The 26,655-nt window shown below is 55.7% G+C and carries 23 protein-coding genes; 11 read left to right on the forward strand and 12 right to left on the reverse strand.

Annotated elements, in window-relative coordinates:
* Positions 1 to 117: 117 nt before the first annotated feature.
* Positions 118 to 900 carry an Hpt domain-containing protein gene (locus tag TH5_RS07875; RefSeq protein WP_114121463.1) on the forward strand — a complete coding sequence of 261 codons (783 nt, stop codon included), beginning with the start codon at positions 118 to 120 and terminating at the stop codon, positions 898 to 900.
* Positions 901 to 953: 53 nt separating this feature from the next.
* Here the strand turns inward: TH5_RS07875 and rnr are convergent, their stop codons facing one another.
* From rnr to TH5_RS07910, 7 genes are all read right to left on the reverse strand, one after another.
* The gene (gene rnr / locus TH5_RS07880; RefSeq protein WP_114121384.1) at positions 954 to 3,383 is read right to left on the reverse strand and encodes a ribonuclease R; all 2,430 of its coding nucleotides are present in this window, start codon (positions 3,381 to 3,383) and stop codon (positions 954 to 956) included.
* Positions 3,384 to 3,431: 48 nt separating this feature from the next.
* Entirely contained in the window at positions 3,432 to 6,083 is a 2,652-nt protein-coding gene (topA, locus tag TH5_RS07885; protein WP_114121464.1) for a type I DNA topoisomerase, read from the reverse strand.
* A gap of 165 nt (positions 6,084 to 6,248) precedes the next feature.
* Positions 6,249 to 7,562 carry a DNA-processing protein DprA gene (dprA, locus tag TH5_RS07890; RefSeq protein WP_244204854.1) on the reverse strand — a complete coding sequence of 438 codons (1,314 nt, stop codon included), beginning with the start codon at positions 7,560 to 7,562 and terminating at the stop codon, positions 6,249 to 6,251.
* A 17-nt stretch (positions 7,563 to 7,579) separates the two neighbouring features.
* A complete protein-coding gene (gene plsY, locus TH5_RS07895; RefSeq protein ID WP_208638421.1) occupies positions 7,580 to 8,227 on the reverse strand; it encodes a glycerol-3-phosphate 1-O-acyltransferase PlsY in 648 nt (215 codons plus the stop codon).
* 2 nt (positions 8,228 to 8,229) lie between these two features.
* The gene (locus tag TH5_RS07900; protein WP_114121386.1) at positions 8,230 to 9,567 is read right to left on the reverse strand and encodes a dihydroorotase; all 1,338 of its coding nucleotides are present in this window, start codon (positions 9,565 to 9,567) and stop codon (positions 8,230 to 8,232) included.
* Complete coding sequence (locus TH5_RS07905) at positions 9,564 to 10,523, reverse strand: aspartate carbamoyltransferase catalytic subunit (protein ID WP_110252313.1); 960 nt, start codon at positions 10,521 to 10,523, stop codon at positions 9,564 to 9,566. Before TH5_RS07905 ends, TH5_RS07900 begins: the two co-directional genes overlap by 4 nt.
* Before the next feature lie 140 nt (positions 10,524 to 10,663).
* Positions 10,664 to 11,587 carry an AEC family transporter gene (locus TH5_RS07910; protein ID WP_114121387.1) on the reverse strand — a complete coding sequence of 308 codons (924 nt, stop codon included), beginning with the start codon at positions 11,585 to 11,587 and terminating at the stop codon, positions 10,664 to 10,666.
* Positions 11,588 to 11,843: 256 nt separating this feature from the next.
* Between TH5_RS07910 and TH5_RS07915 the strand changes: the two genes are divergently transcribed.
* Positions 11,844 to 12,671, forward strand: coding sequence for a VOC family protein (locus TH5_RS07915; protein WP_114121388.1), 828 nt, complete (start codon positions 11,844 to 11,846; stop codon positions 12,669 to 12,671).
* Positions 12,672 to 12,728: 57 nt separating this feature from the next.
* Here the strand turns inward: TH5_RS07915 and ruvX are convergent, their stop codons facing one another.
* The gene (gene ruvX / locus TH5_RS07920) at positions 12,729 to 13,256 is read right to left on the reverse strand and encodes a Holliday junction resolvase RuvX (RefSeq protein WP_062949140.1); all 528 of its coding nucleotides are present in this window, start codon (positions 13,254 to 13,256) and stop codon (positions 12,729 to 12,731) included.
* 282 nt (positions 13,257 to 13,538) lie between these two features.
* On the opposite strand from ruvX, the gene gatC reads away from it, so the two are divergent.
* From gatC to gatB, 3 genes are read left to right on the forward strand one after another with little or no spacing between them, the layout of a single operon-like run.
* On the forward strand, positions 13,539 to 13,829 hold the full coding sequence (gatC, locus tag TH5_RS07925) for an Asp-tRNA(Asn)/Glu-tRNA(Gln) amidotransferase subunit GatC (protein WP_007089905.1): 291 nt from the start codon (positions 13,539 to 13,541) through the stop codon (positions 13,827 to 13,829).
* The gene (gene gatA, locus TH5_RS07930) at positions 13,829 to 15,307 is read left to right on the forward strand and encodes an Asp-tRNA(Asn)/Glu-tRNA(Gln) amidotransferase subunit GatA (RefSeq protein WP_114121389.1); all 1,479 of its coding nucleotides are present in this window, start codon (positions 13,829 to 13,831) and stop codon (positions 15,305 to 15,307) included. The genes gatC and gatA overlap by 1 nt, the downstream gene beginning before the upstream one ends.
* 3 nt (positions 15,308 to 15,310) lie before the next feature.
* A complete protein-coding gene (gene gatB, locus TH5_RS07935) occupies positions 15,311 to 16,765 on the forward strand; it encodes an Asp-tRNA(Asn)/Glu-tRNA(Gln) amidotransferase subunit GatB (RefSeq protein ID WP_114121390.1) in 1,455 nt (484 codons plus the stop codon).
* A 72-nt stretch (positions 16,766 to 16,837) separates the two neighbouring features.
* Here the strand turns inward: gatB and TH5_RS07940 are convergent, their stop codons facing one another.
* Entirely contained in the window at positions 16,838 to 17,596 is a 759-nt protein-coding gene (locus tag TH5_RS07940) for an AraC family transcriptional regulator (RefSeq protein ID WP_114121391.1), read from the reverse strand.
* Positions 17,597 to 17,731: 135 nt separating this feature from the next.
* On the opposite strand from TH5_RS07940, the gene TH5_RS07945 reads away from it, so the two are divergent.
* Complete coding sequence (locus TH5_RS07945) at positions 17,732 to 18,937, forward strand: MFS transporter (protein WP_114121392.1); 1,206 nt, start codon at positions 17,732 to 17,734, stop codon at positions 18,935 to 18,937.
* A gap of 65 nt (positions 18,938 to 19,002) precedes the next feature.
* On the opposite strand, the gene TH5_RS07950 is transcribed toward TH5_RS07945, so the two are convergent.
* Positions 19,003 to 19,203, reverse strand: a complete 201-nt coding sequence (locus TH5_RS07950; RefSeq protein WP_114121393.1) for a heavy-metal-associated domain-containing protein — start codon at positions 19,201 to 19,203, stop codon at positions 19,003 to 19,005.
* A 70-nt stretch (positions 19,204 to 19,273) separates the two neighbouring features.
* On the reverse strand, positions 19,274 to 19,954 hold the full coding sequence (locus tag TH5_RS07955; RefSeq protein WP_114121394.1) for a type 1 glutamine amidotransferase domain-containing protein: 681 nt from the start codon (positions 19,952 to 19,954) through the stop codon (positions 19,274 to 19,276).
* Between the two features lie 110 nt (positions 19,955 to 20,064).
* Between TH5_RS07955 and TH5_RS07960 the strand changes: the two genes are divergently transcribed.
* A complete protein-coding gene (locus tag TH5_RS07960; RefSeq protein WP_114121395.1) occupies positions 20,065 to 20,976 on the forward strand; it encodes a LysR family transcriptional regulator in 912 nt (303 codons plus the stop codon).
* Positions 20,977 to 21,053: 77 nt separating this feature from the next.
* A complete protein-coding gene (locus TH5_RS07965; RefSeq protein WP_114121396.1) occupies positions 21,054 to 21,632 on the forward strand; it encodes a thymidine kinase in 579 nt (192 codons plus the stop codon).
* Positions 21,633 to 21,691: 59 nt separating this feature from the next.
* Here TH5_RS07965 and TH5_RS07970 read toward each other — a convergent pair whose 3' ends face one another.
* Entirely contained in the window at positions 21,692 to 22,318 is a 627-nt protein-coding gene (locus TH5_RS07970) for a LysE/ArgO family amino acid transporter (RefSeq protein WP_114121397.1), read from the reverse strand.
* A gap of 319 nt (positions 22,319 to 22,637) precedes the next feature.
* Between TH5_RS07970 and TH5_RS07975 the strand changes: the two genes are divergently transcribed.
* The 3 genes from TH5_RS07975 (at position 22,638) to TH5_RS07985 (ending at position 26,655) form a co-directional block, all read left to right on the forward strand.
* A complete protein-coding gene (locus TH5_RS07975) occupies positions 22,638 to 23,537 on the forward strand; it encodes a LysR family transcriptional regulator ArgP (protein ID WP_114121398.1) in 900 nt (299 codons plus the stop codon).
* A 149-nt stretch (positions 23,538 to 23,686) separates the two neighbouring features.
* A complete protein-coding gene (locus TH5_RS07980) occupies positions 23,687 to 24,973 on the forward strand; it encodes a paraquat-inducible protein A (protein WP_114121399.1) in 1,287 nt (428 codons plus the stop codon).
* Entirely contained in the window at positions 24,970 to 26,655 is a 1,686-nt protein-coding gene (locus TH5_RS07985) for a PqiB family protein (protein ID WP_114121400.1), read from the forward strand. The genes TH5_RS07980 and TH5_RS07985 overlap by 4 nt, the downstream gene beginning before the upstream one ends.

Raw genomic sequence — 26,655 nt, forward strand, 5'->3', positions numbered from 1 at the left:
ATGAAGTTGAAGTGATCGGGCAAGTGCTTTTCCGGCATGGCTGAAAACTGTGTTGAAAACCGTTATAATGACGATCCTTTGATACTGATGTCTTCAACCCGGTACAGGAGCGCCCAGATGGGGAATGCAGACGATATCGTCGCCCGACTGAAACAGGATTTCATTGAAGACACCCTTGAACGCACCGATCGTATTGAAACAACCATTGATCGTGTCGCCGGTGGCATGGACAAGGCCGATGTCGGAATTGCCGAACTAAGGCGCGAGGCACACACTGTCAAAGGTCTTGCCGGTTCATTCGGTTTCCCGCTGGTTGGTGCGATTGCACACCGCATGGAAGACTATATCGCCGAACTGACCGAGATCGACGATCTCGAAGCCGCGTCTCTTGTCGATTTCACCACATGGATCCGCGAAATCATCGAAAGCGGTACCAATCCCCCGGCCGAGGAAGAAACCCGCATCCTCCGGTCGCTTCCGACGCGAAGTGCCAAAAAGGATGACGAAGACGCGGCCGCAGACACACCGGCTGCGCACGATAAGGAAGTCCTGATCGTTACCGCAACCACGGTGCAGGCCCATTTCCTGCAACGTGAATTGCGTGAAAAAGGCTTCCGGACCATTACCGCACGCACCGCAGTCGAGGCCTTTCAAACCGTCGTTCAATCGCGCCCGGATGCAATCATCACTGCCGCGGTCCTTGATGGTTTGAGCGGTATTGAACTGATCCGTGCTCTTGCCGCTATGAAATCACTGAAAGGCAAGGCACTTGGCCTTTTGACCAGCTTCGATGCATCCCACCCTGATCTCGAAGGGCTGCCGTCAAATGTCGCGATCATTTCCAACCGGGGCAAGCAAACGGCCGAACATCTGGCGAAGTTCATCGAAACGCTGGGCTGATTGATAAATCCGATACCAATGAAAAGGGCGACCATCGTGGTCGCCCTTCTTGTTTAACTATCGCGTTTGGTCGTGTTTCGTGCGACCCGGCTTGATGCCACCAGCTTGCGCTGTTTTTTCGGTGTGGTTTTCTTCTTGCTCGCGGCCTTGGTACCAGGCTTTCCGCCCGGTTTTCCACCGCGGGGACCACCACCAGATGCACCGGTCTTATCCTTTGGATTGGCACGAAAGCCCGGTTTTGTCCCATGACGATGGCTGCGGTCACCCGGGCTGCCTCGGCGTTTTCCGCGCCCGCGTGGCCGTTCGATCAGGTCACGATCGGTAATATCGGCATGTCCCGCCAGACGAAGCGCAAGTGACCCGGTTGCCGCGTCTGCCTCGGCAATGCGGACAACGACATCATCGCCCAGGCGGAATGTCTTGCCGCGATTTTGCCCGACCAGCGCATGACCGATGGCATCATGCACATAATAATCATCGGGCAGGGTGGATATCGGGATCAAACCATCCGCGCCGGTCTCGTTGAGCGACACGAACAGGCCAAAATGCGTGACCCCCGAAACACGACCGGGGAATTCCGCACCGACCTTGTCTGCCATATAGGCCGCGACATAACGGTCGACCGCATCGCGTTCGGCCATCGCCGCACGACGTTCGGTGCCGGAAATGTCTTCGCCGATCTGTTCGAACCGCTCGCCATCTTCGGGTGGCAATCCGCCTTCGCCAAGTTTCAGACCCGCGATCAGGGCACGATGCACCAGAAGATCGGCATAACGCCGGATCGGGGATGTGAAATGGGCGTATTTCTTAAGCGCAAGACCAAAGTGCCCGATATTGTCCGGGCTATACATCGCCTGTGACTGGCTGCGCAGCACAACCGTATTGATCAGCTCGGCCTCGGGGGTGTCCTTGGCCTGTTCAAGGATGCGGTTGAAATCACGCGGGCGCAGGACCGCCCCCTTGTTCAGCTTGTATCCGGCACCCTCAAGGAATTCATGAAGCGCCTCAAGCTTTTCCTCGCTCGGGGCATCGTGAATACGATACATGCAGGGCTGCTTGATCCGTTCAAGTTCCTCGGCCGCACAGACATTCGCCGCGACCATGAATTCCTCGATCAGCTTGTGGCTGTCAAAGCGTGCGCGAGGCGCAATGGCAATAATCTGGCCCTTGTCATTCAGCTCGATCTTGCGTTCCGGAAGGTCAAGTTCCAGAACACCACGTCCTTTGCGTGCTTCAAGAAAGGCTTCATACGCCCCGTAAAGTGGCTTGATAATGGTTTCAAGCAGCGGACCGGTGGTGTCATCGGGATAGCCATCCATCGCGCGCTGAACCTGATCATAGGTCAGGCGCGCTGCTGATCGCATTATGCCGCGACAGAATTTGTGACGCAGTTTGGTGCCGTGCCTGTTTAGCCACATCTCGACGGCCATACAGCCGCGATCTTCATGCGGAACCAGCGAACACCATCCGTTTGACAATTCAAACGGCAACATCGGTACAACCCGGTCCGGGAAATAACAACTGTTGCCGCGCTTTACCGCTTCACGGTCAAGTGCGTCATGCGGGCGCACATACCAGGACACATCGGCAATCGCGACCATGATGTGCCAGCCGCCTTCGTTTTCCGGATCGGGATCGGCTTCGGCCCACACGGCATCGTCAAAGTCGCGGGCATCGGCACCGTCGATCGTCACCAGCGGAATATCGCGCAGATCGGTGCGCTTGCCCATTGGCGTTGCCTTGGACTCACGCGCCTGTAATTCGACTTCGGGCGGGAATTCAAACGGAATGCCACGCGCATGGATCGATACCAGACTGATCGATTTCGGTTCGTTGATATTGCCAAAAACCTCGGTAATCCGGCCCTTGCGCAGGCCAAAATGCTTACCCGGCAGAATTTCTGTCAGAACCAGCGCCCCGCCTTCAAGATCGGGATGATCATCCAGCGGCACGGCAATCTCGCCTGCATCCTTGCGATCCGTGGGCACAACCCTGCCTTCGCGTTCATTGGGGCGGAAAATGCCCAGAACACGTTGCGGGCCGCTGCCCAGAACCCGCATGATGCTGGCTTCATAGGTCTGCTTTCCGGTATAGCGCAGCTTGGCAAGGATCTTGTCGCCAATGCCCGGTGCGCTTGGTCCGCCGCGCCGGATCATTTTCACGTAAATTACCGGCGGTTCATAATCTTCTTTCCAGACATTAGGACGGGCAATCACTTCGCCTTCGTCATCAATGCCGGTGATTTCCAGTACCTCGACAGGCGGCAGGCGGTCGGGTTTGTCAAACCGTCTGCGGCCCTTGACCACGTCACCACCGATTTTCAGATCCTTCAGAATCTTTTTAAGCTCGATCTTCGCAGCACCCTTGATGTTAAATGCGCGCGCAATCTCTCGCTTGCCCACCGGGGTGGGGCTCATATCGATGAATTCCATGATCTGTTCCCGGGTGGGGAACGGGGTTTTATTTTCTGTGTCGTTCGCCAACTTCGCGGCGTCCTTTCAATTTCATAGTCAAGAAAAGGAAGGCGGCGATTAGTTCGCCGCCTCTTTCTTCGTTGTTTTCTTCGCTGCGGGTTTCTTTGCAGCGGTCTTTTTGGCTGCGGGTTTCTTGGCAGCCGCCTTTTTCGTTGTTGTACTCTTAGCGGCGGCTTTGGTTGCCTTGGCCGGCTTGCCCGACTTGGCTTCCTTTTCCTTCAGCGCCGCAATGGCCATTTCCAGCGTGACATCTTCCTTGTTGGTATCACGTGGCAGATTGGCATTGGTTTTCTTGTGTTTGACAAACGGTCCCCAACGGCCATCCGCCAGGAATATCGGTTCGCTGTCATCGGGATGTTTGCCGATTTCCTTGCCGGCTTTTTCGCGTTTGTCCGCAATAAGCGCAATCGCACGGTTTTCACCAACCGTCAGAACGTCATCCTCGGCCTTAAGCGATGCAAAGATGCTGCCTGCCTGAACATAGGGGCCAAACCGGCCGACATTGGCTTTGATTTCCTCGCCGGTGTCGGGGAAGACGCCCACCAGACGCGGCAATGTCAGCAATTCTTCAGCCTTGGTTAGATCGACAACCGATGGCTCGAGCCCTTTCGGAAGCGATGTCCGCTTCGGCTTGACCTTCTTGGGTTTGCCGTTCTTGCCTTCGACTTCCTCTTCTTCACCCAGTTGCACGTAAACGCCATACGGGCCTTTGCGCAGGGTGATTTCCTTGCCGGTTTCCTTATCAATGCCAAGCACCTTGGGCCCGGAGTCAAGTTCGGAATCTCCACTATTTTCATTGGCAACCAACGGACGGGTAAAGTTGCATTCCGGATAATTCGAACAGCCAAGGAATGCCCCGAATTTGCCAAGTTTGAGGCTGAGCGTCCCATCAGCACATTTCGGGCATTTATGCGGGTCCGCACCATCGTCGCGCGTCGGGAACAGGTAATTTTCCAGCATCACCTGAAGCGCATCAAGCACATCGGTGATTTTCAGGTCCTTCGCTTCGTCGACATTGCCCTTGAAGGCCGACCAGAACTGGTTCAGCACATCGCGCCAGGCAAGGCTGCCGTTTGAAACGTCGTCAAGCTGGTTTTCCAGATCGGCCGTAAAGTTGTACTGAACATAACGTTCAAAGAATTTCGACAGAAACGCCGTGACCAGACGGCCTCGGTCCTGTGCGACAAAGCGGCGCTTGTCCAGCGTCACATAATCGCGATCCTGCAAAACCGAAATGATTGATGCATAGGTCGACGGGCGACCGATGCCCAGTTCTTCCATCTTCTTGACCAGGCTCGCCTCGGTATAGCGGGGCGGGGGCTGGGTGAAATGCTGATCGATACTGACTTTGCCAAGATCAGGCTTCTGGCCTTCTTTTAACGGTGGCAGACGGCGATCATTTTCGTCCTCGGTCTCGTCATCCTTGCCTTCCTGATACAGTTTCAGGAAACCGTCGAATTTGACGACCGAACCATTGGCACGCAGAACCACATGATTGTCATTCGATGACAGATCAACCGCGACCTGATCGAATTTGGCATCTTCCATCTGGCACGCCACAGTCCGTTTCCAGATCAGGGTATAAAGGTTCAACTGATCCTTATCGAGGTGACGGGCAACCTGATCGGGACGACGGAACAGGTCCGTCGGGCGGATGGCCTCGTGGGCTTCCTGTGCGTTCTTGGCCTTGTTGGCAAAGCTGCGTGCGCTTGGCGGCAGGTAATTTTCGCCGTAATCCTTGGAAATCAGGCGGCGTGCCGCGGCCAGGGCCTCGCCCGAAAGAACGACGGCATCCGTACGCATATAGGTAATCAGACCAACGGTCTCGCCACCGATATCAACCCCTTCATAAAGGCGCTGGGCCAACTGCATGGTGCGCTTGGCGCCAAAGCCAAGTTTGCGCGATGCTTCCTGTTGCAGGGTCGATGTGGTGAAAGGCGGTTGCGGACGACGTTTGACGTCCTTGCGCTCGACCTTTGAAACCGTATAACTGCGGCTTTCGACCTTTTCCTTCGCAATCGTCGCTGCACCCTCGTTACCCAGTGCCAGCTTGTCCAGCTTCTCACCGTTCAGATGGGTCAGGCGCGCTGTGAAGCTGCCCTCAGGCACCTTGAAACCGGCTTCCAACGACCAGTATTCGTCGGGGCGGAATGCTTCGATCTCGATCTCGCGTTCGCAGATCAGGCGAAGGGCGACGGACTGCACGCGACCAGCCGACCGCGAACCGGGCAATTTGCGCCACAGGACTGGCGACAGGTTAAAGCCCACCAGATAATCAAGGGCACGGCGTGCCAGATAGGCATCGACCAGTTCCTGATTAAGCTCGCGTGGATTTGCAATCGCATCCGTCACGGCCTTTTTAGTGATCTCGTGGAACACAACACGATGAACGTCGCGGCCGCGCAAAAGCTTTTTCTGTTCCAGAACTTCCAGAATATGCCACGAAATCGCTTCCCCTTCGCGATCCGGGTCAGTCGCGAGATAGATGGTGTCGGCATCGCGTGCGGCCGATGCGATCTCGCGGATCTGTTTTTCGGAACGGCCATCGGTTTCCCAGACCATCGAAAAATCGTTGTCGGGATCAACCGATCCGTCTTTTGACGGAAGATCGCGGATGTGACCAAACGAGGCCAGCACCTTGTAATCGTCACCGAGATATTTATTGATCGTCTTGGCTTTGGCCGGGGATTCGACGATGACAAGATTCATTACGTTTTTCGTGTCCGGTTCTTGCGCCCTGGGGCGATAATGTATGTCGTGCTGCGAATGATCCGAATGTCCGACACTTATATAAGTGTGACCGTATTTCAGATCAGATTGCGCAAATTGCGGCAAATCACAACAATATTGTCGCAGCACAAATGTCCGCGACACTCATTCGGCGATACGCGATACCCTATTTCCGGGGTGACGTTCAACCCTTCCTGCAAGCTCAAGCTCAATCAGCATGGTCGAAATCACATCAGCAGGCATCCCCGATGCCCGGATAAGCTGATCAATCAGGAGCGGGCTGGTCGACAATAATTCAAGGATATGCTCCGTGCCGCGGTCTTCGTTTCGGGCCGGGGCAGGTGCCCCTGTTTCTTCTTGGTTATCAACGCTTTCAAGGGTGTCGACAATGATCGCGCTTTGGGCATCGCGTTCGATGGATTTGGTGATGTCGCTGAAATCATCTGATGAGCCGCCTATGGTTGTCGCGCGGCCGTCGATGGCAAAAAGATGAATTCCTTCACGTAGATGATTGTTTCGCTCGGAAATGCGCAGGGTATCCAAAATCACATCAACGGAGTCGCAAAGGATTGCTCCATCTCGGATCAGGCTGTTGGGGCCTGCCGCGCGAGGATCGGTTGGACTGCCTGGAACGGCAAAAACATCGCGGCCCTGTTCACCGGCAAAACGCGCCGTGATCAGTGATCCCGAATTGCGTCCTGCCTCGACCACGACGATGCCGTGCGACAGCCCGGAAATGATCCGGTTGCGCCTTGGAAAATGCCGTGCCTGCGGATTCAATCCTGGCGGCATTTCCGAAATCACGCAGCCATTTTCGCAAAGCTTGCGATACAGATCGGCATGTTCCCGAGGATAAATCACATCCACGCCACCGCCCAAAACCGCAACGGTGCCACCATCTGTATTTGCGACCTGCAGGCAGGCATCGTGAACCGCGCCATCAATCCCGCGTGCCATACCTGATGCCACGACATATCCTGCCTCGCAAAGGGCGGCTGATAAACGCCGGGCGAACCCGCATCCATTGGCCGATGCATTTCGGGCTCCGACGATTCCGATGGTTGGTCTGGTCAAAAGCTCAACTCGACCCAGCGCATAAAAATAGGGTGGGGCATCCGCGATCGCGGCTAGCATCGCCGGATATTCTGGATCGCCGATAATGATCGGCTTGGCATCGCAGGTCCGCGCCTGATCAATTTCGGCAATCGTGTCTTCACGCGTCGCCAGAACAATCTGCCGCTTGCCAGCAGTGCGCTCAATGATATCGGGCAGGGCATCAATTGCATTGCGTGCCGATCCGAACCGCTCGATCAGCTTGTGGAATGTGACCGGGCCGACATTGGCACTGCGCGCCAGTCGCATACGTGCGAGGCGTTCGGATTGCGGTAATCGTATCGGTTGTTGTGTATCTGAAACCATAACGCCCGGATTGTGATCATCCGGGCGTTGTTTCGTCAAGTTATTCGAATTGCGGCTTATTCTTCGCTGGCAGCCGCGGCTTCTTTTTTCTTCTGGCCGATTTTGGGTTCCTCGCCTTTGATCAGGCGGCGGATGTTGCTGTGATGCGCACCCCAGACAATGACCGCAAGGAAGATCGCAAGCCATCCGGCACCGGGATCATTAGCGATCAGGAAGGCGGCAATCGGGGCGGCAATCATCGCAATCAGGGCTGAAAGCGATGAAATGCGGAAAATCAGTGCCATGACAAGCCACGTCGCTGCTGCGACAAGCCCCATGATCCAGTTGACCGCGACAAGGGTGCCAAGGGTGGTGGCAACGCCTTTGCCGCCCTTGAAACGCAGCCAGACGGGGAACATATGCCCAATAACCGCAGCACCGCCGGCAAAAATACCGGCCTCAGCGCTGACAAAATGGGTAAACAGCAGGGCTGCAGCCGCGCCCTTGCCGACATCGCCGACAAGTGTCAGAAACGCCAGAAACTTGTTCCCGGTACGCAGCACGTTGGTCGCACCGATATTGCCTGATCCGATCTTGCGGATATCGCCAAGCCCGGCCATCCGCGTCAGAACAAGGCCAAACGGGATCGACCCCAGCAGATACCCGCAAAGGGTCGCAATCTGCAGCGACATCAGGGTTGCTTTGTAAGTGGCATCAAGTTCCATATTCAAGCGCCTTCCGCGACAGAGGGATCGGCAAAAACCTCGCGACCATCAATGATGGTGCGCAGGACACGGCCTTGGGTAAGGCGGCCGTCAAATGGCGAGTTTTTCGATTTTGATTCGAACTGATAGGGATCGATCTTCCACGGGCGATCCGGATCAAACAGTACCAGATCGGCCGCCGTCCCGATTTCAAGTGTACCGGCACCCTTGATGCGCACCAGTCCCGCTGGTGCCGTCGTCAGCTTGGTAATCACGTCAAGCATCGACATATGGCCGTTGTGATAAAGCTCAAGCGTGATCGGCAGAAGCGTTTCAAAACCAACGCCACCGGCGGCGGCCTGCGCAAAAGGCAGGCGTTTGGAGTCAACATCCTGCGGATTATGGTCGGATGCGATGGCATCAATCGTGCCATCGGCAAGGCCCGCCACAATCGCCTGACGGTCGTCTTCGGACCGAAGTGGGGGCGACAGCTTGGCAAAGGTCCGGTAATCCGAAACTGCATTTTCGTTAAGCGCAAAGTAGAACGGGGCGGTATCGCACGTGACCTTAAGGCCGCGTTTCTTGGCCTTGCGGATCACCTCAACCGACTCTCCGGTCGATATATGGGCAAAATGCAAACGTCCGCCCGTCATTTCCACAAGCCGCAAATCGCGTTCGATCTGCATGACTTCGGCAAGTGGCGAAACACCGCTAAGTCCAAGGCGCGTGGCAAGTTCGCCACTATTCATTGCCGCACCCTTGGAAAGTTCCGGTTCCTCGGGATGCTGGACGATCATGCCGTCAAAGAACGTCGAATAAGACAATGCCTGTCGCAGCAGCCGTGCGCTGGCGATGGTTTTCACGCCATCACAAAACGCCACCGCACCGGCCTGATGCAAAAGACCCATCTCGGTGATTTCGCCACCTTCGATACCCTTTGATACCGCACCATAGGCAAAAACCTTGGCCAGGCCGACCTTGCGGGCGCGACGTGCGATAAATTCGACACCCGCTACATCGTCAATCACCGGGTCGGTGTTGGGCAGGGCGATGATCGTGGTGATCCCGCCGGCTGCTGCCGAGCGACCAGCGGTTTCAATGGTTTCCTGATGTTCGAACCCCGGATCTCGCAATTGCGCGCGCATGTCGACAAGTCCGGGCGCAAGGCAGGCACCGGCTGCATCAATAATCTCGCAATCCTTGGGCAGATTGTCGCGCGTGACCTTCACACCGCAATCAATGATCTTGCTGTTTTCAATCAGAATCCCACCCGTGCTGTCGGTTTGTTCAGCCGGGTCAAGCAGGCGGGCATTGATGATGGCCTTGCGGCCCGTGCCCTTTACACGAATGGCGGGGGTCATGCCTGGCCTCCTGCCTGTCTGTGGTTCTGTACCAGCAATTCAAGGGCGGCCATGCGCACCGCAACCCCCATTTCAACCTGTTCGCGGATGACGGATCGTTCAACGTCGTCGGCGACTTCACTGTCGATCTCGACCCCGCGGTTCATCGGGCCGGGATGCATGATCAGCGCATCGGGCTTGGCATTGGCAAGCTTGGCGCGATCAAGGCCGTGGAAATGGAAATATTCGCGGACGGACGGGATGAAGCTTCCTTCCATGCGTTCCAGCTGAAGGCGCAGCATCATGACGATGTCGCAATCCTTAAGGCCTTCTTCCATGTCATGGAAAATCTCGACCCCCATCCGGTCGATTTTTGACGGGATCAGGGTCGGGGGGGCGACAAGGCGCACCCGCGATCCCATGGTATTGAGCAGCAGGATGTTGGATCGGGCGACGCGCGAATGTGCGATATCGCCGCAGATCGCCACATTCAGCCGATGCAGGCGGCCCTTGTGACGGCGAATGGTCAGCGCATCAAGCAACGCCTGTGTCGGGTGCTCGTGGCGGCCATCCCCGGCATTGAGAACTGCGCAATTGACCTTCTCGCTCAGAAGCTTGACCGCGCCGCTGTCGCCATGGCGGACCACAAGTGCATCGGGGTTCATCGCATTAAGCGTCATCGCCGTATCAATGAGGGTTTCACCCTTTTTGACCGAACTGGTGCCGACCGTCATGTTGATGACCATCGCACCCAGCCGCTTGGCGGCAAGTTCGAACGATGTCAGCGTTCGGGTCGAATTTTCATAGAACAGATTGACGACCGTAGCCCCGGCAAGAATGTTGCTGGTCTTGTCTGCGGTGCGGTTCTTTTCCGCATAATGCTGGGCGCGATCAAGAATAAGGGTGATTTCCCCCGGGGTAAGACCTTCGATACCGAGGAGGTGAGGGTGCGGATAGTGATCCGCCGCTGGTCCCATGACACTCATGGCGTTGCACATATTCCTTAAATGGTATGGGCAGAATTTCGCGCGGAGCATACCCAATTGCCCCTGTCACGGAAAGTTAAAATATTGCCCAAACATCCTGACCGGGTGGTCAGTATTTCACCTGGTGTACATCACACCACATGCAGCAAAACCGCAAGGATCGGGATGGTAATAATCGAGACAAGCGTGTGAACCGTAATGATGCTGGCCATCATCGGTGCATCACCGCCCATCAGGCGGGCCAGCACAAAGGCACTGGCCGAGCACGGCAACCCGGCATACAGCACAACCGCCGCAAGCTCCACCGGTGGCAGGCCCAGTAAAAGGCAAAGCCCCGCTGCAATCGCCGGGCTGATGACAAGTTTGCCAAGCGTTGAGAACCCGACAGGTCCCCCGGCACGTCGTGCCGCCGAAAGATCAAGCCCTGCACCAACTGCCAGAAGCCCGATCGGTAATGCGGCACGCCCCAGAACCTCCAGAAACGGCCCGATCACCGGCGGCAGGCCAAATCCCGTCATATTGATCGCGATGCCCAAAACACACGCCATCAGCAACGGATTGCGCAGAACATCGCGCAAAAGCGACACCGCACCGGGCGTGCGTTCATTATCCCCCCAATGCGCGCACGCCAGAACCGAAAGCACATTGACCGTCGGCACGACCAAGGCAACGCAAAGGGCGGTCACCGTCAATCCGGCTTCGCCCAGAAGAGCCGCGGCAACCGCAAGCCCGATATAGGTATTGGGTCGGATCGCCCCCTGAAACAGCGATGAAAAGGCCGGGTTGCTGACTTTCAGAACCGGTTTGGTGATCAGGATAAGAACGGTGCAGATAAAAACCGTGCCCAGCATCGCAGTCGCAATCCCCGCCAGCGGCAGGCTGCCCAGATCGGCCTGCGCAGTATTGGAAAACAGCAATGCCGGGAATGTCACATAATAGGTCAGCTTTTCCGCCCCAGGCCAGAACGCATCAGGCAGGAATTTGCGTTGCCGCAGGATGAAACCAAGCACGATCAGGGCAAAGGTCGGGATCAGGGCGGACAGGATGGCTAACATGGGGCGCTTTCGAAAATATCTTGCGGCACGATGGGCCGGTTATTAATCGGTTGTTATGTGATTTGCTGTGATGGTTTGCATTGCGACGGTCCTGTCTGACATCGTATCGACAAGACTGTTTGTTTCATTGCATGTCCATCCTGTGATAATGAGCATGGGTCAGATAATGCGTGCAACGCACTGATTTATCAATTGAAAGAAATTCCTGCGCCGAGACCTGCTACGGCAAACAGGGATGCAAATCAGGGGAAAGCCCATGAGTCGCGCAATCGATCATCTGGTTTTATGTGTCAATGATCTTGATGCGGCCTGTGACGCCTATCGCAAGCTGGGTTTTACCCTCACCCCGCGCGCCAATCATCCGTTTGGAACCGGCAATGCCCTGATCCAGCTTGACGGCATGTATATCGAATTGCTTGCCGTGATCGAGCCGGAAAAAATCGCCGAAACCGATCTCGCAGCGCCGTTTTCCTTCCCGATTTACAATCGCGATTATCTGCGCCAGCGCGAAGGCATGTCGATGCTGGCGCTGCAATCACGCGATGCGGAAAAAGACCGGGAGGCTTTCATTGCCGCCGGTGCCGCCGTTCCGCGTGTCTTCAAGTTCGAACGCGAAGCCACCCGCCCGGATGGCTCCCTGACCGATGTGGCATTCTCGCTTGCCTTTGCCAATCACCCGTTGCTGCGTCACGCCGTAACATTCGTTTGCCAGCATCGCCACCCGCCGCAGAATTTCTATTATCCGGAATATCAGATGCATGCCAACGGGGCCTATGCGATTGGCAAGGTGTTCCTGATGCATTGGGCGGCCGACGCGGTATCGGATTTTGTCGCCGAAATAGGCACCGACAATATTGTCGAAGCCCTTCACAGCGATGAAATGGTCACCCGTTTTGGCATTGATGATCCGCTTTTCCCGACCGACGGATTTGCCGGATACGAAATCATCGTTGACAGGATTGACGACATCGCCGAAGCCGCGCAATCGATGGGGGCAATCCATAAGAAGGGGCGACTGATCCTGCCGCCATCCAAGTTCTTCGGGACCCTGATTGTCTTCAAGGCCAAAGAAAAAGCCGCCTGACATATCAGACGGCCTTATCGGAAATCTTGAAATGGCCCGGTTTGATCGGGCGAAAAATCAGGCGTCTTCGTCGCCGATTTCGTCCTCATCGTCATCGTCCGGATTTTCATACGGATCGGTGTGAAGATTAAGGTTATCAAGCGCACCCTGGAGGATATAGGCCGCAGCCGTTTTATCGACAACTTCCGCGCGGCGTTTGCGGGTCATGTCGACATCCTCGATCAGGATGCGTTCAACCGCGTTGGTCGAAAGACGTTCATCCCAAAGCAGGATCGGCAGATCGATATAATTCTGCATTTCGTCGACAAAGGCATAAACTCGGTGGCAGGCCTTGCCGATCGTGCCGTCAAGCTCACGCGGAAAACCGATGATGATACCACCGACGTTCTGTTTGGTGATGATCGCCGAAAGTTCGGCAATATCCCGCGTGAATTTCTTGCGCGAAATCAGCGAATAGGGGGACGCGATCTGTAGCCCGACATCCGAAAGGGCCACGCCAATGGTCTTGGTGCCGAGATCCAGCCCCAAAACGCGTGCTGCCGGTGTCAAAAACCGCAGCAATTCCTGTGTGTCATTGCAAATCATGGCGCCCTTATAGGTGCGTTGCCCTAAAAACGCCAGCGCATTTCAACCGGCGAAACGCAATACTGACATGCCTGAAACGTCGGTGAAAGCATGGCTTTGCCCCCGATGCCAGCCATGATCCGGCGGAAACTTTCCCAACAGTTGGAAAAGTTGCCGAAATTGGCTGTCTCCGGCCCTTGCGGCGGGGGCGGCAGGGTGCTAGTTTCCGCGCTGTAATTTCAGGTTCCGGCAGGCTGCCTGCTTGCCGGGTGTTTTGTCATTCCTTAAGAGAGACTTTCATCCATGTCGTCTTTGGATAAGGAAACAGTTCGCAGAATCGCCTTTCTGTCGCGTATCAACGTGTCCGAGGAAGGGCTTGGCGAACTGGCGGGAGATTTGACCCGTATCCTCGATTTTGTCGAGGAACTGCAAGAAGTTGATGTCGAGGGTTGTGATCCCCTGACGTCGGTTGCCGATCTGACCCTGCCGATGCGCAAGGACGAAGTCACCGATGGCAATATCCAGCAAAAAGTGCTGTCAAACGCACCGATGACCGATGCTGGCTGTTTTGTTGTGCCGAAGGTGGTTGAATAATGACTGATCTGACAAATCTGACGCTTGCCGAGGCCCGCGACGGGCTGGCAAAGGGCGATTACACATCGGTCGAACTGACCGAAGCCCATATCAAATCGATGGAAGCGCACCGTAATCTGAACGCTTACATCACCGAAACCCCGGACAAGGCCCTCGACATGGCCAAGGCTTCCGATGCCAAGCGCGCCAAGGGTGACGCGGGCAAAATGGAAGGCCTGCCGATTGCGATCAAGGACCTGTTCTGCACCGAAGGTGTCCAGACGACCGCAGCCTCGCACATCCTCGAAGGTTTCAAACCGGAATATGAATCCACCGTTACCACCAACCTGTTCAATAACGGCGCGGTGATGCTCGGCAAGGCCAACCTTGATGAATTTGCCATGGGGTCGTCCAATACGTCTTCCTATTATGGCAATGTCATCAACCCGTGGAAGGGCAAGGATGGCAAGGATCTGGTTCCGGGGGGCTCGTCCGGTGGTTCTGCTGCTGCCGTTGCCGCGGGCATGGCGCTGGCGGCGACCGGTACCGATACCGGTGGCTCGATCCGTCAACCGGCATCCTATTGCGGTATTGTCGGCCTGAAGCCGACCTATGGCCGTTGCTCGCGCTGGGGCATTGTCGCCTTTGCAAGCTCGCTTGATCAGGCTGGTCCGATGACCAAAACCGTTCGCGATGCAGCAATCATGCTAGGTGCTATGGCCGGTCACGACGCCAAGGACAGCACGTCCGCCCCGGTTGCGGTTCCTGATTTCGAAGCCGCCCTGACGGGTGATATCCGCGGCATGAAAATCGGTATTCCGAAAGAATACCGTGTCGATAACATGCCCGAAGAAATCAACAAGCTGTGGGATAACGGTATTGCGATGCTGCGCGATGCGGGTGCCGAAGTGGTCGATGTGACCTTGCCGCACACCAAATATGCGCTTGGCACCTATTATATCGTCGCCCCGGCCGAGGCATCCTCGAACCTTGCGCGTTACGATGGTCTGCGTTACGGCCAGCGCGTCATGGACGAAGGCGACAGCCTGGACGACATGTATATGAAGTCCCGTGCTGCCGGTTTCGGCAAGGAAGTCCAGCGCCGCATCATGATCGGCACCTATGTGCTGTCGGCTGGTTACTATGACGCCTATTACAACAAGGCGCTCAAAGTCCGTCGTCGTATCTATCAGGATTTCGCAACCGCATTTGGCACCGTTGATGCCATTCTGGCTCCGACCGCACCATCGGCCGCCTTTGCGATTGGTGAAAACGAAGACGATCCGGTCAAAATGTATCTGAACGACGTCTTTACCGTTCCGGCAAGTCTTGCGGGTCTTCCGGGTCTGTCCGTTCCGACCGGCTTGTCTTCCGAAGGTCTGCCGCTTGGTCTGCAGCTGATTGGTAAACCGTTTGACGAAGAAACCGTTCTGCGTGTCGGTGGCGTGCTTGAAACGGCCTCCAACTTTACCGCGAAACCGGCCGGGCAGGAGGGCTGATCCATGACCTATATCATCGAAGGTTCAACCGGCCCTTGGGAAATCGTTGTCGGTCTGGAAGTCCACTGTCAGGTGGTTTCCAAATCCAAACTGTTTTCTGGTGCCTCGACCACATTTGGGAACGATCCCAACACCAATGTCAGCCTTGTTGACGCGGCCATGCCAGGCATGCTGCCGGTGATCAACGAAGAATGTGTGCGTCAGGCCGTCAAGACCGGCCTTGGCCTTAAAGCCAAGATCAATCTTGAAAGCGTCTTTGCGCGCAAGAACTACTTCTATGCTGATCTGCCGCAGGGCTATCAGATTTCGCAGTTCGACAAACCGATCGTCGGCGAGGGGACCATCATCCTCGACATGCCGGACGGTTCGACCAAATCGGTTGGTATTGAACGCCTGCATCTTGAACAGGATGCTGGTAAATCGATGCACGATCAGGACCCGAAATATTCGCATATCGATTTGAACCGTTCGGGCGTTGCCCTGATGGAAATCGTGTCCAAGCCTGATATTCGCACTCCGGAAGAAGCCGGTGCCTACCTGACCAAGTTGCGCGCGATTGTGCGTTATCTTGGCACATGCGATGGCAACATGAACGAAGGTTCGATGCGTTGCGATGCCAACGTTTCGGTCCGTCGTCCGGGTGCTGAATTTGGCACGCGTTGCGAAATCAAGAACGTCAACTCCATCCGTTATGTGATGCAGGCGATCGAGATCGAAGCAAAACGTCAGGTCGAAGTCATCGAAGCCGGTGGCGAAATTGTTCAGGAAACCCGTCTTTATGATCCGCGTCTGGGTGAAACCCGTTCGATGCGGTCCAAGGAAATGGCACATGATTACCGCTATTTCCCGGACCCGGATCTGCTGCCGCTGGTGTTTGATCAGGCATTCGTTTCCGAAATCGAAAAGACCCTGCCGGAACTCCCGGACGAGAAAAAAGCCCGTTTCATGCGTGAAAACGGCCTGTCGGCTTATGATGCCGGTGTTCTCGTCGCCGATCAGGAAAAGGCCGCCTATTACGAAGTCGTTGCCAAGGGCCGCGACGGCAAACTTGCCGCAAACTGGGTGATTACCAACCTGTTTGGTGCGCTCAACAAGCTGGAAGTTCCCGTCACCGAAAGCCCGGTTACCGCCGAAAATCTCGGTAAACTTCTGGACCTGATTTCGGATGACACAATTTCAGGCCGTATCGCCAAGGACGTCTTTGAAATCATGATCGAAACCGGCAATAACCCGGAAAAGATCGTGGAAGAAAAAGGTCTGAAGCAGATCACCGATACCGGTGCGATTGAAACAGCAATCGACGAAGTCATTGCGGCCAACCCGGACAAGGTTCAGGAAATCCGCGACGGCAAGGACCGCATGCTGGGCTGGTTCGTTGGCCAGGTCATGAAATCCACGGGTGGCAAAGCCAACCCGGGCATGGTCAACCAGATGCTCCGCGACAAAATCCTCGGCTGATTTCAATCATCAGACGATTTACAAAAGCCGCCCGTTTCGATCTGAAACGGGCGGCTTTTTCATTATCGGGGCCTAAACATCACTGGTCCGGTAATCACGTGGTGATGCGCCAAGGATGCGTTTGAACATATTGCTGAACGCGGCGGGATTGTCATAGCCAAGGTCCATCGCAATCGTTGTAACCGCTTCGCCTGCCGCCAGCCTTGGCAGGGCGGCAAGGATGCAGGCCTGTTGACGCCATTCGACAAAGCTTGATCCGATTTCCTTGCGAAACTGCCGGGTAAAGCTTCGGCGGCTCATGCCCAGATGATCGCACCAGTCATCAATGGTTTCATGCGGGGTCGGGGATGCCAGAAAGGCACGGCATTTTTCCCGTAATGCGGCCTGTTCCGGTAGCGGAAGCGACAGTGGTAGGACCGGTAACCGTTTGATTTCATGTTCAATCAGAGCCATCAGCGCACCGTCTCGTCCCGCCATGTCATATTCCGCTGGGACGGCAACCGCTTCGATCAGCAAATGACGCATCAGCGATGAAATGCCGACCACCTTGCATTGGTTGTCTGTATCCCCAAGCCGGTCGGGGCGCAGATACAGCGACCGCATTTTGACATCACCAAACAGGCGTACCTCGTGGATTACCCCGGCGGGGATCAGCATGCCGCGCTGGGGCGGCATCATCCATGCGCCGTGCGGGGTTGATGCCATCAAAACCCCGGTCATGCCATATAGCAACTGATCGCGATCATGGCGGTGGGGGGCAATCACGTGACCATCGGGATAATCCGTCCCCAATGCGATGACCGGTCTTGGAACTTCGCGAAATGATGACATTGATGCCTGTTTGCGCTGATTGGCCCAGTCTCGTAGTAAATTGACCCTAACGCGGTGGTGGGCCGCTTTGCAATTTTTATAATGAGGATTAACGCACCAGGAGTTGCGTTTAATGTCATTTCAACGAGGTCCCCGATGAACGAAGCCGTTCTTAACCGTCCGCAAGTTTCCCGAACCGTTTTGCCGGTTCTGGGTGCGGCCAGTTTCTGTCATTTGCTGAACGATATGATCCAGTCGCTTTTTGTCGCGGCTTATCCGGTGTTCAGGGGCGGCTTTGACCTATCCTTCGCGCAACTCGGTCTTTTGACACTGACCTATCAGGTGACGGCATCGCTGTTACAGCCCTTTATCGGCCATTTCACGGACCGTCGGCCGCAACCTTATTCCCTGCCGTTCGGTATGGGGATGTCGATGGCGGGGCTTCTGGTGCTGTCCTCGGCAACCAGTTTTGCGATGCTGCTTATGGGCAGTGCGATGCTCGGCGTGGGATCGTCGATCTTTCACCCGGAATCCTCGCGTCTGGCGCGGCTGGCCTCGGGCGGGGCGCATGGCTTTGCGCAGTCGCTGTTTCAGGTGGGGGGCAATGTCGGTTCGGCCATCGGGCCGTTGCTGGTGGTCGCAGTCGTTCTGCCATATGGGCAGGGCAGTCTGGCATGGTTTGCCTTTGCTGCACTGGCCGGGGTTGTGATCCTGACATTGCTCGGGCGCTGGTACAAACGCAACGGCCATGCCGTGCGGCGCCCGCGTGTTGTTCATCTGGCGGCAAATCTTCCGGCACGGCGCCAGGTGATTGGCGGCTTGGCGGTTCTGTTCTGCCTGATGCTGTCGAAATGGTTCTATCTTGCCAGTTTCACCAGCTATTACGTGTTTTACCTCATGGAAAAATTCCGGCTGTCCGAGGGCGATGCGCAGATTTATCTGTTCATTTTCCTGGCCTCAGTCGCGGCGGGGACCCTGATCGGCGGATCGGTCGGCGACCGGATTGGCCGCAAAAAGGTGATTTGGGGATCGATCCTTGGGGCACTGCCCTTTGCACTGATCCTGCCTTATGTTGGATTGGGGGCAACAGTGATGCTCTCGATTGCCATCGGTCTGATCCTGTCATCGGCATTTTCGGCGATTGTGGTTTATGCGCAGGAACTTGTACCGGGGCGCATTGGCATGATTTCCGGCTTGTTCTTTGGTCTTGCCTTCGGGCTTGGCGGGATTGGTGCGGCCATTCTTGGCGTCATGGCCGATCATTTCGGGCTGGGGCTGGTCTATCAGCTTTGTGCATGGTTGCCAGCCATTGGCTTCCTTGCGATTTTCCTGCCCGATATCGAACACGGCCCTAAAGCCTGAATGCCGCATGCCGGAAAAAAAAAGGCCGCCCATCGGGCGGCCTTTGTCATGGATATGGTGATGGATCACGCCATTTCACGGGCCGGGTAACCGGCATCGTCAATGGCGGCAATCAGGGCTGCGACATCGGGATTGCCGGTCACGGTTACTTCGCCCTTGGCAAGGTCTATATCGGCTTTTTCAACGCCCGAAACGCCTTCGACGGCTTTGGTAACAGTGGCAGCGCAATGGCCGCAGCTCATTTCATCGACTTTCAGTTTCAGCATTCCGGTGGCTCCGTCAGTTTGGATTGGATGATCCGACTATGGGGCTTCCAGTCGCTGGAAGGTCAAGCGATTATTTACCCAGCAATCTGACGACCGCGTCGGCGGCCGCATCGCTTGATGCCGGGTTCTGGCCGGTCACCAGTTTGCCATCGACAACCGCATGGGATGCCCACATATCACCGCGTTCATAAAGACCGCCCTGTTTGGTGAATTCATCCTCGATCAGAAGCGGCACGACTTTTTCAAGGCCGACGGCCTTTTCCTCGTCATTGGTGAAACCGGTGACTTTTTTGCCCGCCACCAACGGCTTGCCGTCCTTGGTTTTGGCATTCACGAACGCGGCCGGGCCGTGGCAGACGGCGGCAACCGGTTTGTCCTGTGCGACAAATGCCTCGATCAGGGCGATGGATTTGGCATCTGTTGCCAGATCCCAAAGCGGCCCGTGACCGCCGGGATAAAACAGCGCGTCGTAATCATCGGCTTTCAGGCCATCAAGTTTCACGGTGTTGGCGAATGCCTTCTGGGCATCGGCATTACCTTCAAACCGTTTGGTCGCTTCGGTCAGGGCATCGGGAACCTGGCTATTGGGATCAAGCGGCGGCTGACCGCCCTTGGGGGATGCCAGCGTGATATCGGCACCGGCATCGCGGAACCGGAAATAGGGCGCGGCAAGTTCTTCCAGCCAGATACCGGTTTTGTGGCCGGTATCGCCCATTTTGTCGTGGGACGTCACAATCATCAGAATACGCATCGTTTTGGTCCTCGATATGTGAATAGGATTTGCACCAAGGATAGGATGCTGATCTAATTTGCGAAAGGTCGAAGAATTGGACAGATTGTCAAATTAAATGAGCGTATGAAATGTCGGCACTGGATGAAGTTCGGGCAATGATGATTTTCGCCCGTGTGGTCGAGGATGGCGGGTTTTCTGCCGCGGCGCGCAAGATGGGGCTGAGCCGTGCTGCGGTATCCCATCAGATCCGGCAGCTTGAAGCCAAACTTGGCGTGCCGCTGCTTCGGCGTAGCACGCGTAATTTCAGCCTGACCGATGCCGGAACGCGTTATTACGACAGTTGCCGGACGATCGCGCTGGAGGCCGAGGCCGCCCGCAAACGGGTCGAAATCCTGCGTGACGAGCCGGTCGGCAAAATATCGATCACTTCATCGGTGCATCTGGGCACGCTTCGCATCGTGCCGATCCTTGACCGGTTTCGTCAAACCTATCCTGGGGTGGCGATTGATGTTCATCTGTCTGACGAGGTTGTCGATCTGATCGGGCGGGGGATTGATATCGGCATCCGGTCCGGGCCGCTCAAAAGCTCGGAGCTTAAAAGCTTCAAGCTGTATCAGACCCACCGGATCGTTGCGGCATCGGCGGGGTATGTGGTGCGGGCAGGTCTGCCCGAAACCCCCGAACAGCTCGCCGATCATGATTGGGTGATGTATAGCCGAGTACCCGAAACCCTACGCCTGACCTGTGATGATCAGGAAAAATCCATTCGGGTATCGGGTAGTGTCCGGGTTGATAATGCAACGGCACGTCTGCAATTCCTGCGCGGCGGGCATGGGCTTGCGGTTGTGCCGTTTTGCGATATTGCCGATGAAATCGCGCGCGGTGATCTGGTGCATATTCTGCCGAATTGCAAATTGCCCGATCTTGAAGTTTTCGCCGTGTTTCCGGCCGGTGTGACGCGCAGTGCCAAAATCCAGTCGCTGCTTGATTTCATGCGCCGCGAACTGCGTGACATCGATATTGGCCGCAATGGCGGATAACTGGTTTGGGTGCCGTTGTCATATTGATCAATCCCGATTGATCGGCTATTCCCCAATAACGATTTTCGGGGGAAACTATGGCCAAGCTGTTCTTTTATTATTCGTCGATGAATGCGGGCAAATCGACGACGCTTTTGCAATCGAGCTTCAACTATCAGGAACGCGGCATGCAGACGCTTCTGCTGACCGTTGCGTTTGATGATCGGTTTGGTGTTGGCAAGATCGCATCGCGCATTGGCCTTGAAGCCCCGGCCGTCTTGTTTGACGGCAATACCGACCTGTGCGCCCTGATAGGGGAAAAGCTTGATGAAGGCCGGATTGATTGCGTGCTGGTGGACGAGGCGCAGTTTCTGACCAAGGATCAGGTCTGGCAGCTTTCCGATGTCGCCGACAAGCTTGGCGTGCCGGTGCTGTGTTATGGCATCCGTACCGATTTTCAGGGGCAGCTTTTTGAAGGTTCGAAATGGCTTCTGGCCTGGGCCGACAAGCTAAGCGAGCTTAAGACAATTTGCCATTGCGGACGCAAGGCCGGGATGGTTCTGCGCGTTGATGAAAACGGCAAGACGGTGCGTGAGGGGGCCCAGGTCGAAATCGGTGGCAATGATCGATATGTCTCGGTCTGCCGGCAGCATTTCAAGGAAGCGATGGGCCAATAAACTGCCCGATCCCCATTTTCCACAAAAAATGCTTAATCGGGTCGATTATTCATTTTTCCTCAGGAATGAAACAGGGATGCGATTTCCGGTGCGATCAGCTTGTAAGCCACCAGCCACATCACCGCACAGGTCACGCCATCAATGATTTTCCATGTGATCGGCCGCGCCACATAGGGTGCCAGCCACGCTGCCCCAAGGGCAATCGCAAAGAACCAGACAAAGCTGGCACTCATCGCTCCAAGCGCAAAGGCCAGCCGTTCCCCTGCGGGGAACTGCCCGCCAATCCCGCCCAGCATGACAACGGTATCAAGATACACATGCGGGTTCAGAAGCGTGACCGCCAGCGTCGTCGTCAGTACCGCCTTCCAGCCCGCTTGTTTTACATCGCTTTCTGACAGGGTTTCGGTTTCAAACACGCGTCTGAGCGCGCCAAACCCGTACCAGATCAGAAAGGCCGCACCACCCCACGCCGCGACCTTGGTCAGGATCGGGTAGGTGGCAACCAGCGTTCCCAGCCCGGCAACTCCGGCGGCAATCAGCGCGGCATCACACAGCGCACAGATGAACGCGACCATTACCGGATGGTTTCGACGTAATCCTTGTCCCAGCACAAAGGCGTTCTGTGCCCCAATCGCAATGATCAACCCGCCGCCAAGCCCAAATCCGGTCGCAAAGGTTAGAAGCATTTTCCATCCCGCAAAATCGCTGTTGATGGGGCAGGGATAGCAGTTTTAAGAAATAAGAAAATCGAATTATCATGATATAGTATTAATAAATTTTATGATTGAAATGCGCGCAGCAGCGTATGACCAGCCCCGGTATCATGCTGCTCGCAAGCTGCTTAAGCAGCATGGAAGTATAGTCGTGACGACAGACGGCAGTCCTGGTGTAGCGATGCATCCTTGGTAGCAGGCGAGGCTGTTCTGTGTGGGTGATACATTATTGGTAGCTGGCGATCCATTGATGAATATGTGTGTGGCTGGTGGATGAAGTTGAGATAATAAAATGATTGATTACAAACTGTTGCAGGCCAGTGCCGAGGTGATCCGTCATGGCAGTTTTGAGAAGGCGGCGCGTGATCTTGGTCTGACGCAGTCGGCGATATCCCAGCGGGTCAAGTTACTGGAAGACCGGTTGGGGCAGCCATTGATCATCCGGTCCAAACCGATTGCCGCGACCGACGCGGGCAAGCGGCTGTTGCAGCATTATCAGCGTGTCAGCCTGCTTGAGCAGGAATTATATGAGGAATTGCCAAAGCTGCATTCTGCCAGCCATTTCGGCCAGATCGCGATTGCGGTCAATGCCGACAGTCTGGCGACCTGGTTTGTCAAAGTTCCCAAAAGATTGTTCGATGAGCTCGACCTACTGGTGCATCTGACGGTCGATGACGAAGCACTTAATCACGAGGCGCTTCAGGCCGGAACGGTTCTGGGAGCGGTCAGCTTGCGGTCCGATCCGATTCAGGGATGCCGGGTGCGGCCATTAGGTGCGATGCGCTATATCATGGTGGTGGCGCCGGAATTTCGAGACCGGTATTTTGCAAGCGGAGTGACAGCCGATGCGCTGCGATCCTGTCCGGCAGTTAATTTTTCGCGCCATGACGAATTGCAAAACCAGTTCTTGAACAAGTATTTCGGATTGGTGCCGGGAGAATTTCCAGCCCATACGGTGCCAAGTTCGCAAGGGTTCGTCACCGTGGCCGAGCAGGGCATCGCCTATGCCGTGGTTGAGGAACATCAGGCGGCGGAAGGTTTACGGAGCGGACGGCTGGTGCAACCGTGCCCGCATGTAATCGAGCGGCCGCTTTATTGGCATCACTGGAACATGCAAAGCGGCTTGCTGTCGCAGGTCAATGAGATCGTTCTGGGTGAAGCGCGCCATTATTTGCCCCAAATCGGGAACTAAATGGTTGGGATCGCGTTTATTTTGGGTTTGGCCATATGGCATAAGGCCGATCCGATTTGCCAATCAGGTTTGACAGGGGACGAATTCTGCCGCTTACTCACATGACTTCCAGATTGTGCGCTAATGCCTTATGGAAACGGGAAGATTGAATGTCGCATCGCCTTGTTGCCTGTGAACATTGCGATTACCTGCATGTCGAAGATGACATCCCGCCGGGTTTTGTGGCGCGGTGCGCACGCTGCGGGTCGCCCTTGTATCAGGCGCAGAAGGGCACGGTGGAGCGGCCGCTGGCCTTCGCCATTACCGCACTTGTCCTGTTTCTGATTGCCAATTCATTTCCGATCCTGACCTTTGCCATGGAAGGGCGTACCGAAAGCAACACGTTGCTAAGCGGAGTTGTAACCTTCTGGCAGGAAGGTTTTCCGTTCCTGGCCTTCATGGTGGCGTTGACATCGATTGCGGCTCCTCTGATGCTGATCGGGGCGTATATCTATGTTTTGATGCCGCTTTATTTCGGCTTTGTCGTGCCGGGCCTGCGTGCGGTCTGGCGGGTTTTGGCGGTGATCCGGCCTTGGTCGATGCTGGATGTGTTTCTGATCGGGCTTCTGGTCGCGCTGACAAAGCTGACGGATTTTGCCGATGTCATCGCCGGGCCTGCCTTTTATGCGGTTTGTCTTCTGATCCCTGCGACATTGCTGATGAGTACAACGCTGGATCCAAGGACCATCTGGCGCAGACTGGCACCGCAGAATTTGCGTTATGCAACGCTTGAGGATCTGGAAGAGCTGCGTGCCAATGCCGGGCAGACAAGGGCGACCGGCTGGATGACCTGCGATACATGCGCGTTTGTCGTAACCGATAGTGCCGCGCGGGAAACCGGCGGGAAATGTCCGCGATGCGGGACGCATCTGCATCATCGCAAGGCAGGAGGCCTGTCGCGGGCGTGGGCGCTTCTGGTGGCGGCGATGGTGCTTTATATCCCGGCCAATATTTTCCCGATCATGACGATCACATATCTGGGACGCGCGGAATCCGATACCATCCTGTCGGGCGTGGCGGTTTTAATGCAATCGGGTGAATGGCCGATTGCGATTGTTGTTTTTACGGCCAGCATCGTGGTGCCGATCCTGAAAATCGTGCTGCTGGGGTGGGTCTATGTTGCAACAGGGTTGGGATTGAGCGGACCGCTTCGGCAGCGGACGCTTGTTTACCGGATCACGGAACTGATCGGCCGATGGTCGATGGTTGATGTGTTCATGGTTTCGATACTGGCAGCACTTGTGAAATTGGGTAACATTGCAACCGTTGCACCGGGATTTGGTGCCGTAGCCTTCTGTGCCGTGGTCATTCTGACCATGCTGTCGGCGATGGCGTTTGATCCGCGGCTGATCTGGGATCGGGCGGGAATGCAAAAGGAACAGGGGATGTCATCATGACGGACGACACCAGCCGGAATGCCGAACAGGGGCAGCCGGGCAGGCCCGAGGTGAAAAAGGCATTTCAGAACCTGCCGGTTATCTGGATTGTGCCGATTGTCGCGTTGATCATTGGCGGCTGGCTGTTATGGCGCGAGGCGTCAGCCAAGGGACCGGAAATCACCGTAACATTTGAAACGGCCGAAGGACTGACAGCAGGAAAAACCGCCGTGCGGTATCGTGATGTCGATGTCGGGCAGGTGACCGAAATCAATCTGAGCAAGGATTTTGATCATGTCGTGCTGACCCTGCGCATGACATCGGATTTCGAGCCCTATCTGACTGAGAACACCAAATTCTGGGTCGTGCGCCCGCGTGTTTCTGCACAGGGCATTTCCGGCCTGCAAACCATCGTTTCAGGCGCCTATATCGAAGTCGTGCCTGATAAGTCAGGCGAGGAAGCCCGCGAGTTTACCGGATCGGAAGAACCGGAATATGTGCCTGATGGTACGGATGGAACACGCTTTATTCTGATGGCGGAAGAGCTTGGTTCGGTCGCGTCGGGAACCCCGGTTCTGCTGCGTGGGGTCGAGGTTGGCGAGGTTCTTGATACCAACCTGGATTCCGCAGCCGAAAGGGTTTCCATCCCGATCTATATTCGCAAACCGTTTGATGCATTGGTCAAGCGCGACACGCGGTTCTGGAATTCAAGCGGCATCAGCCTTGATCTGAATGCGGAAGGTTTTTCAGTGCGCGCGCAATCTGTGCGGTCGGTATTGGCCGGCGGGATCAATTTTTATACCCCGGAAGCAAGTCTTAATTCCGAAACAGCGAAATCCGATACCGTGTTCCGGCTGAATGATAACCGCAAACAGGCGGAAATTCTGACACATGGCATTACCCAGAAATACATGCTGTATTTCGATTCATCAGTTCGCGGGCTGACGCCGGGAGCACCGGTGGAATTCAATGGTATCCGTGTGGGGACGGTCAACAGCGTCAATCTGGAATATGTTGTGCCGAACCAGTCATTCCGGGTTCCGGTAGAAGTCACGCTGGAACCGGAAAGGGTGCAGATGGTTGGCGGGCGGAATTCCGAAAATACCGACTATTCGCAGATCATGGATCTTCTGGTCGAGCGTGGCTTGCGGGCGCGTCTGAAAACCGGAAGCTTTATCACCGGTCAGCTGTTCGTCGATCTTGGCATGTATCCGGTGACACCTGCCCGGTATCTGGGTGATGGGCAGGGGAGAATTCCCGAACTGCCGACATTGCCGCAGAAAATAGACGAGATTAGTAATTCGTTGTCCTCGCTGCTTGAAAAGGTCGAGACATTCCCGATTGAGGAAATAGGTATTCGCCTGCTGGGAACTGTCGAGGGGATGGAGAATATAGTTACATCACCGGCAATCATCGAAGGGATGGACAGCCTGAAACAGGCTGCTGCCGGGGTGAACCAGCTTGTGACGAACCTTGATACCAGCGTCTTGCCGGCAACCCAGAAAGCACTGGAAGCCGCGCAGGTTGCGCTTGGCGGGGTGCGTGATGTGACCTCGCCCAGTTCGCCTGTCCGCTATAATTTCGAGGAAACGATGAAGGAATTGTCGGCAGCAGCCCGGTCGTTGCGTGATCTTGCCGAATTCCTTGAACAAAATCCGAATGCCCTGATCTTGGGCAAACCGGGCCGCCGGGAGCAAGAATGA

The organism is Thalassospira xianhensis MCCC 1A02616 (assembly GCF_003326475.1).
Classification (GTDB): Bacteria; Pseudomonadota; Alphaproteobacteria; order Rhodospirillales; family Thalassospiraceae; genus Thalassospira; species Thalassospira xianhensis.